The organism is Mycolicibacterium sphagni (assembly GCF_002250655.1).
In the GTDB taxonomy this organism is placed as follows: Bacteria; Actinomycetota; Actinomycetes; order Mycobacteriales; family Mycobacteriaceae; genus Mycobacterium; species Mycobacterium sphagni.
Map to the genome: position 1 here is coordinate 280,397 of NZ_NOZR01000006.1, position 6,441 is coordinate 286,837.

At 65.2% G+C, this 6,441-nt stretch carries 13 protein-coding genes; all 13 read right to left on the minus strand.

The genetic code is table 11. The features are described from left to right. Positions 1 to 19 precede the first annotated feature (19 nt). Complete coding sequence (locus CG716_RS09960) at positions 20 to 325, minus strand: hypothetical protein (RefSeq protein WP_094478931.1); 306 nt, start codon at positions 323 to 325, stop codon at positions 20 to 22. After that, positions 322 to 1,305 (minus strand): hypothetical protein, encoded by a 984-nt coding sequence (locus tag CG716_RS09965; RefSeq protein WP_133066910.1) that lies wholly within the window; start codon positions 1,303 to 1,305, stop codon positions 322 to 324. The genes CG716_RS09960 and CG716_RS09965 overlap by 4 nt, the downstream gene beginning before the upstream one ends. A 191-nt stretch (positions 1,306 to 1,496) precedes the next feature. After that, positions 1,497 to 1,892 carry a hypothetical protein gene (locus CG716_RS09970; RefSeq protein ID WP_094478935.1) on the minus strand — a complete coding sequence of 132 codons (396 nt, stop codon included), beginning with the start codon at positions 1,890 to 1,892 and terminating at the stop codon, positions 1,497 to 1,499. 9 nt (positions 1,893 to 1,901) lie between these two features. Continuing rightward, positions 1,902 to 2,858, minus strand: coding sequence for a phosphoadenosine phosphosulfate reductase family protein (locus tag CG716_RS09975; protein ID WP_207760620.1), 957 nt, complete (start codon positions 2,856 to 2,858; stop codon positions 1,902 to 1,904). Between the two features lie 98 nt (positions 2,859 to 2,956). After that, entirely contained in the window at positions 2,957 to 3,721 is a 765-nt protein-coding gene (locus CG716_RS09980) for a hypothetical protein (RefSeq protein ID WP_234817784.1), read from the minus strand. Then, entirely contained in the window at positions 3,718 to 4,266 is a 549-nt protein-coding gene (locus CG716_RS30500) for a hypothetical protein (RefSeq protein ID WP_207760621.1), read from the minus strand. The genes CG716_RS09980 and CG716_RS30500 overlap by 4 nt, the downstream gene beginning before the upstream one ends. Positions 4,267 to 4,269: 3 nt before the next feature. Further along, positions 4,270 to 4,467 carry a hypothetical protein gene (locus CG716_RS09990; protein WP_094478938.1) on the minus strand — a complete coding sequence of 66 codons (198 nt, stop codon included), beginning with the start codon at positions 4,465 to 4,467 and terminating at the stop codon, positions 4,270 to 4,272. Further along, the gene (locus CG716_RS09995; RefSeq protein ID WP_094478940.1) at positions 4,464 to 4,664 is read right to left on the minus strand and encodes a hypothetical protein; all 201 of its coding nucleotides are present in this window, start codon (positions 4,662 to 4,664) and stop codon (positions 4,464 to 4,466) included. The genes CG716_RS09990 and CG716_RS09995 overlap by 4 nt, the downstream gene beginning before the upstream one ends. Next, positions 4,661 to 4,984: a hypothetical protein gene (locus tag CG716_RS10000; protein WP_094478942.1), complete on the minus strand. Its 324-nt coding sequence runs from the start codon at positions 4,982 to 4,984 to the stop codon at positions 4,661 to 4,663. Before CG716_RS10000 ends, CG716_RS09995 begins: the two co-directional genes overlap by 4 nt. Then, a complete protein-coding gene (locus tag CG716_RS10005; RefSeq protein ID WP_094478944.1) occupies positions 4,981 to 5,307 on the minus strand; it encodes a hypothetical protein in 327 nt (108 codons plus the stop codon). Before CG716_RS10005 ends, CG716_RS10000 begins: the two co-directional genes overlap by 4 nt. Beyond that, a complete protein-coding gene (locus tag CG716_RS10010) occupies positions 5,304 to 5,831 on the minus strand; it encodes a hypothetical protein (protein ID WP_094478946.1) in 528 nt (175 codons plus the stop codon). The genes CG716_RS10005 and CG716_RS10010 overlap by 4 nt, the downstream gene beginning before the upstream one ends. Continuing rightward, positions 5,824 to 6,213, minus strand: a complete 390-nt coding sequence (locus tag CG716_RS10015) for a DUF4326 domain-containing protein (protein WP_094478948.1) — start codon at positions 6,211 to 6,213, stop codon at positions 5,824 to 5,826. The genes CG716_RS10010 and CG716_RS10015 overlap by 8 nt, the downstream gene beginning before the upstream one ends. Continuing rightward, positions 6,206 to 6,441: hypothetical protein (locus CG716_RS30150; protein WP_207760622.1), on the minus strand; the 236-nt coding region annotated here is incomplete at its 5' end. The genes CG716_RS10015 and CG716_RS30150, both read right to left, overlap by 8 nt.

Here is a 6,441-nt window from a genome sequence, read left to right on the forward strand (position 1 = left end):
TTCCGAGTGTTAAATGCGATCACGCGACGTGTCCCTTAAGTCGACGTTTCAGCCTGACCAGCTCGACATCCTCGCGCAGCCACCGATCATTGGTGGGTCGGATGCCGTACTGGCGGGGCCAGTTCGACCGGATCGACGCCGGGGACAGCTTGAACTCCAACGCCACCTCCACCGTGGTCATCCAGATCGGTTGCGCTTCCGAATCGGGCAGCGCCCAGGCCGCGCCGAGCTGATGGATCGCGGGGAGCAGCTGCGACCGGGATGCCTCGGGTAGGGCTTCCCACAGCAGCGCGACGAGGCGTTGAAGCTTCTCCTCCCAACTCACGAAGCCGCCTTGACGTCGATGACTGCGGTGGCGAATTCGGCGGCCGAAATGTTGGGGCAGTCCAGGGCGAGGCTGAATTTCCATCGCAGCTCCGCGAGGAGATACTCGGCCAATTCCCGCGCGGTGCGTTCTTGCTCGATCAGTTCGGTGAAGCTCTGGCGTTCCTGGGCTTCCAATTTGGCGTCCTCCATGTCTTCGGCGTCGCGGCGGCAACGGAACTGGTAGATCTCGTACGTCCAGGAGCTTTTGCATTCGGCGCAGGCGATCAGGTCGTCAACGTCGCCGTTTTTGCGGGTGGTGACGGTGCGGGAGCAGCGGCGGGCGTGGCAGTTCGGGCACGGGAGCTGAACAGACTGGTGGATGTGCTGGTCGCCGAGGATGGCGTGGGCGACGCGGTGGCAGCGGACGATTTCCAGGCAGATGTCGATGCCAGTCTTGTCGACGAACGTCCGAGACTCCCCCGTTTTCCGCCACACCGTCACCGACTCCGCCGGGGCGGCCAGGAGCGCATCGACGTGTGGGGAGACCAGTTTCGTGCAGGCGCCGACGATGCGGCGTTGTTCGCGGTCGATGCGGGACTTCGGCTGCGGGTCATCGACGTTCAACAGTTCGGCGACGCGGGCCGCCGCGGCGACCAACCAGTCCGCGAGCGCATCCTTCACAGCGTCGACCTCGACATCGATCGGGATCGGCGGATTCTTCGTCCCCGCAACGCGCTCCTGCCCCGCCCGCATACTGCGGTCACCCAACGCGCCGTGCAGGGAATCCCACACCGCCGGCGAATCATCCACCACCGCCTGGACATGCTTGCGGCAGGCCTCGCAGATCGACTCCGGCTTCTCCGTCAGGGCGGGCAGCTCCACCGTTTCCCCGTCGACCTCCTGAATCTCCGGGCGGCGGCAATGCCGGCCCGCCAAACAGCGGTGAGGCTCCGGGGCTTCACTGTCCGGCCGGGCGTCACTCGTCGAACGCTCAAACACGCTGTCTCCATCCTAGATTCGTGCCGATAACGGGGTCTTATGTCGGGTCCGAAGTTTGCTCGTCGTGTAGGACGATGTGTGCATCGCCGTACTTGCATCGCCACTCGGCCCGCCGCTGTTGGGCTGAGAGGCTCATCCGGTAGAACTTCAGCGCCGTTCTCATCGCCCTGAGGTGGCGTCGGATCATCGCGTCAGCGCCTTTCCTCGTGTTTCAGTCGGGTGATCTCGCCGATGAAGTAGATGACATCGGTCTCGTCGTTGGCCTTCTGGCGGCGCAGCACGTACTTGAGGGCGTTGATCGGCTGCACGTCGAACACGGGGCTCACTGGTTCGTAGGTCCAGCCGCTCTTGCGTTCCTTGATCGGGCATGGTCGACCCGAGAAGACGGCGTATCCGAACGGGCCGTCCTCCAACGCCAGTGCGTGTTGTAGGACCGTGCCCCGGATGGCATTGCGCACCACCTCGGCTGCATTGTGCTCGTGGCCGAACATCATGTCCTGCAAGCCTGGTGGGAGCCATTCCCGCACGAAGGCGTCGAAGATCGCCAGGGCGGCATCGGTGGTCGTGGGCTGAGGTGTGAATTTCATGCCGCATTGTCATGCCGACAGCCCATCTTCTGCGGCCTGGTTGAACAGGTCGAACTGGGCATCGTCACACGAGGTGCAGAGACGCCCAGTGGCTCGCGCTGGCGGCGCGCCTTGACCGTGGCCCCAGCGACAGAACGGTTCGCCATGGCCGGCTGCCACCACCTCGGCTTGGAGCTGGTCGATTGCTTCGGCGGTCTCGGGGTACCAGAAGCGGATCTCTTCCAGCTCACCCGGCTTGGCGAACGATCCGCACAGGCACTCGCCGGACATGTGCAGCTTCTCGGACACCGGGTTGATGGGTACATCGCCCGCCATCAGCCGGTAGGTGTTCATGTCGAGCTTTGTCCACATGGCCAGCGGTGACGCCCAGATCGCCGATCCGTCCTTCTCGTAGAGAGGGATCGTTGCCCGTCGCTTGGATTCGGAGCGGCGACGACCGGCGATGAAGAGAACGCGCTGGCGGCGGCTGTCGAGGATGAGGTCTGAGCGCACCTGATCAAGAGCACGTTCCTTGAGGCGTTGGTACATCTTGAAGTGCATCGCCGGTCCGGGGAATCCGCGCTCCAACACGAGATCCCGGTACGTCGTCGGTGCGGTGCGCTCGATCAGATCCAGCCCCCACGCTGCGCAGGTGTTGCGCACGAACTGGCGGGTTTCCTCGATGCCGATGGTGGTGTTGGCGTGGACTGCACAGTCGACGCGGTCGCGCACCAGGTGCGTCAGGACGGTGGAGTCGTTTCCGCCGCTGTAGAGCACGCACCAGGCGGCGCGCATACGCCCTTCGGCGAGATCCCACGCCGTGTTGATGATCTGGTGGGCTTGCTCAATCAGTCGCTCGACACGCTCCTCGCGCTGGCTGCGGGTCAGCGTCGCCACGACGGTCGGCGGGCACACCCGGTCAAGGTCAGGCCGCAGCGGATCGCCGGTGAATAGGTCTGCGTCGGTCAATAGTTCATCGCCACTCAACGTCCGCTCCTCTCTGATTTGCTGGGTTTGCCGATAATCAGGCGTGCGGTTAGTCGCGGTTCTCAACGAGTCCCGCGTCGACCAGCGCTCGATACTCCTCATCGCGACGCGGGCCGCTGTACGCCGCACCGGGCAGCAGCCTTCACGCCCAGCCCCAAGTCCAAGGCCTCACGGATCTGTGCGATCTCCGCGAGGGTTGCGTGGTTGAGCCAGCCCACCTGCTTCTCGTCCCAGTTGATGTTGTGGCCGAGCGCTTTCTCCAGTGCGCGAAGGCGCTCGCGGGTGGTGCCGAGGATTCGGCCGTCGCTTTCGGCCTGGGCAAGCTCCATCTTGATCCGGGATTGGACGCGCTCGTCGACCTGGGCTGTGGCAGCCCGGTACGCCTCGTTCTTGGCGTCCTCGATCGCCTTCGCCCGCAGGGTGTCCCAACGTGCCATCACCGAGCGGACCGCATCCCAAGACGGTGTGTGATCCTGCGGCTTACGGGTCGCCTTCACCAGGGCGCGCATGCGGGTCTTCGACGGGCCCGGCACCAGCAGACCCCACCCAGGCGGCAACTCACCGTCATGGACGATCGCCGGGTCGCTCACCACCAGCCACCACTCGTGGCATTGGTCAGCCCACCTATCCGCCTTCCCCGGCTTGTTCAACTCTGAAAGCCATTCAGAGCGGCTCACTTTCAGCTCATGGCCAACCAGCATGCGTCCCGACGATGACGTGAAACCCACATAGATCGCATCGCAGCCGCCACCGGCGCATCCGTTCCAGCCCACCTCGGGCAAGAACACGCCGCCCGGTAGGTCGGCGCCGGGCTTGATGTAATGCCGTTTCAGTAGCGCCAACAGATCGGCGGTTGCACTCATTCGGCACCCTTCCCCGGGAAGGGGTCTTGGTCTTCCCATGGCTGCTCGATGACCACTCGGCGGCGGAGCTTGACGTCAGTCCACCTGTCGACGTTGGCCAGTTCGATGAACGAGCGGGCCCGCTCCTCCGCGGTGCCCTCCATGCCACGGGCCTCGTGCGGGTTGCCGAACACAAACCTGTACGGCGGGAACGGCTTACCCCCGATGGTCCCGTCCGGTTGGCCGGTGAGCTCCCACTCCTCGCGACGGATCGGATACCCGACGTCCTCGGCGAGACGCTTCACCGCCGACCGGTCGCCAGCACGCAGCCGCTCCACCTCGTCGACCAGCTCCGGCACCAGGGACCGCGCCGCAGCAATGAACGCAAGGTCTGCGGGTTTGCCGTCTTCCCAACTGGGTGAATCGAAGTCGTCTCGTGCGGTGTAATTCCCGAACACAATCTCGTCGGGTGACCAGACGCCGGGGTCAGTCTCGTCGACCGTCCACGGCCCCTCGGTTACGCCTTCCAGTGCGACCCTCGCCCGGGCTGCAACATCATCGGCCATTCGTCAGCACTCCCCTCGGTGATGGGTGAAACAGTTTGGGCACATGGGTGGTTCACCCCGGCGTGTGGCTTTCGCACACTCCGCGTGCATCAGCTCGTCATCGAGGTAGTCGACGTCATCGCCCTCACGGATCAGGTCGTCGGGGTAATAGCGGCAACGCTCGGCGGCGCACGCACCCGTGTAGCGGGCCTGGAAACTCATCGCCGCTCCTGGGCGTACAAAAGCAGCTCCTCCGGCGGCCCCACGAACAGCTGAGGCCTCTCGTCCCAACCCACCTGCCGCACCACCACCCAGTCCGCGCCGATCGCCTCCACCCGAACCTGATCCGGGCCCAGCTCGAACACGCCTCCGCAGTAGCCGTCGAGGGTCATGCCGACACGTAGAAGTTGCTCGCTCATGGCCGCTCCCAAGCTGGGTGCCAGATCAGCAGCATGGCGCGTCCGTCTGCGAGTTCATGTGACCTCAGAGGCGAGCGGCCAGCGTGGGTCCACCCGGCTGGCATGTGCGAGTCGCCGCCACGCTTGGTTCGGGGTATGCCAGCCCGATCGACGACAACAGAGTCGAGTGGCAGCGCGTCCAGCTCCTCGACGGTGCGGATCGTGCACGCCTCACAAAGCGCGTTCAGGATGTCCTGGGCGTCAGCGCCATTCGCGTCATGCCGGTAAGCCTCGAACATCGCGTCGGCGACGACGTTCCGAAGCCTCGGGAACTCGCTCACCAAGCACCGCCTACGAGTCGTTCGACCTCTGCGCGGACCCGATCCTCGGAGCCGTTGCCGAGTAGCTCGAGCGGGGTGTAGTTCTGCAGGTTGCGGTTCCGGCTCCGCAGCCAGGACAGGATGCCGTCGGGTTTGTAGACCTCGCCGAGTGCTTTGACGATGTCGTGTGGGGCTTCGACGCATTCGTGAATCTGCGGCTCGAATCCGTTGCAGGAGCATGGGATGTTGTACGAGTCGAGTGCGCGGCAGGTTTTGGCTACGTGCTGCCAGCGGATGTGGCCGCATTCGCAGTGGTCGTAGTAACGCTCAGCTAGCTGGCTCACCAGTCCCTCGCTTCGCTCTGGTGGATGTATCCGAATCGGTGGGCTATGGCGTCACCGAGTTGGCGGGCCCGAGCGTTGAGCGCGGTTTTGGCCCGCTGTGTGGTCCGCTGCCGCCACGGAACGGGTGGGGTGGACTGTCGGGGCCAGATGTCGCTGTCGGTGGCTCCTAGTACGGTGTGGCTGTCGATCTCGACGTACCAGCCCCGGGCACGGCGCGGCGGCACCAGCATCCGATCGACGAACCCGCCGCGAAGCCCGCACAGGTCGGTGATCGTGTAGCCGCCCGTCTCCCGCACCACCTTCACCTCGGCGCCGGCCGGCACACGCCACAGAGCCGACTTGATCCGCCGCCGCCCCTGCACGAGCGACACGATCTGGTTCACCGGGCCTTTCGGATCCGGCTCCACCAACGCACCAATCCCGAACCCGGCCAGCCGGTGATCCTGGAAGGCCAGGAGGACGTCCTGGTAGACCGATCCGGGCGGCTCGTACGGGAAGAACCTCACAGCTGCGTGATCAGGCATTGGCGATCTCCAGGAGGATGTCGGCGTGGCAGGGTTGATCGAGCGGGCACCAGCAGGCGAGGTCGCGCCCACGTAGCGGCTTGAGCCACTCCCGGAACTGATCCGGCTCGTCGCGGAGCCGAACCTGCAGCAGCGTCCGGTACAGGTCCACGGCCTCCGATACCGGGATGATCCGGCTCGACGACACGTAGGCGTGAATGCACTCACCAGCAGGGATGTGCGCCCAGCTGTTGCGGGCTATGTGCCACCGAGGGCCGACAATGTGGTGGTCGCGGTAGATCCGCCACGGGTTGCCCCACCGGCTCGGTCGGCCAACGTACTTCGCGCCCGGCGGAATTCCCGGCTGGCCGGCGACGCGGCGGCGCTGGACTCGCTCAGGCATTGATGGCCTCCAGGTGGGGTTGGCAGGGATGGACGCCGAGATCGTCTTCGTAGGTGTTGGTGCCTTGGCAGCGTGGGCAGTTCGCCTGCACCTGCTTGCTCCGACGCTTGGCGTCGAGCTCATCGGCTGCGGCGCGCTGCTCGTTGGCCTGGTCCCATTCGCGGCGCAGTTTGCAAGCGCGGCAAGCCGTCTCGGAGTTCTCGTTGGGATGATCGGGGCATTGGGGGC

Bases quoted from the DNA above. Each gene is read 5' to 3' on its own strand.
- CG716_RS09970 (WP_094478935.1), bottom strand. From the start codon at position 1,892: ATGAAATTCACACCTCAGCCCACGACCACCGATGCCGCCCTGGCGATC.
- CG716_RS09980 (WP_234817784.1), bottom strand. From the start codon at position 3,721: ATGAGTGCAACCGCCGATCTGTTGGCGCTACTGAAACGGCATTACATC.
- CG716_RS30500 (WP_207760621.1), bottom strand. From the start codon at position 4,266: ATGGCCGATGATGTTGCAGCCCGGGCGAGGGTCGCACTGGAAGGCGTA.
- CG716_RS09990 (WP_094478938.1), bottom strand. From the start codon at position 4,467: ATGAGTTTCCAGGCCCGCTACACGGGTGCGTGCGCCGCCGAGCGTTGC.
- CG716_RS09995 (WP_094478940.1), bottom strand. From the start codon at position 4,664: ATGAGCGAGCAACTTCTACGTGTCGGCATGACCCTCGACGGCTACTGC.
- CG716_RS10010 (WP_094478946.1), bottom strand. From the start codon at position 5,831: ATGCCTGATCACGCAGCTGTGAGGTTCTTCCCGTACGAGCCGCCCGGA.
- CG716_RS10015 (WP_094478948.1), bottom strand. From the start codon at position 6,213: ATGCCTGAGCGAGTCCAGCGCCGCCGCGTCGCCGGCCAGCCGGGAATT.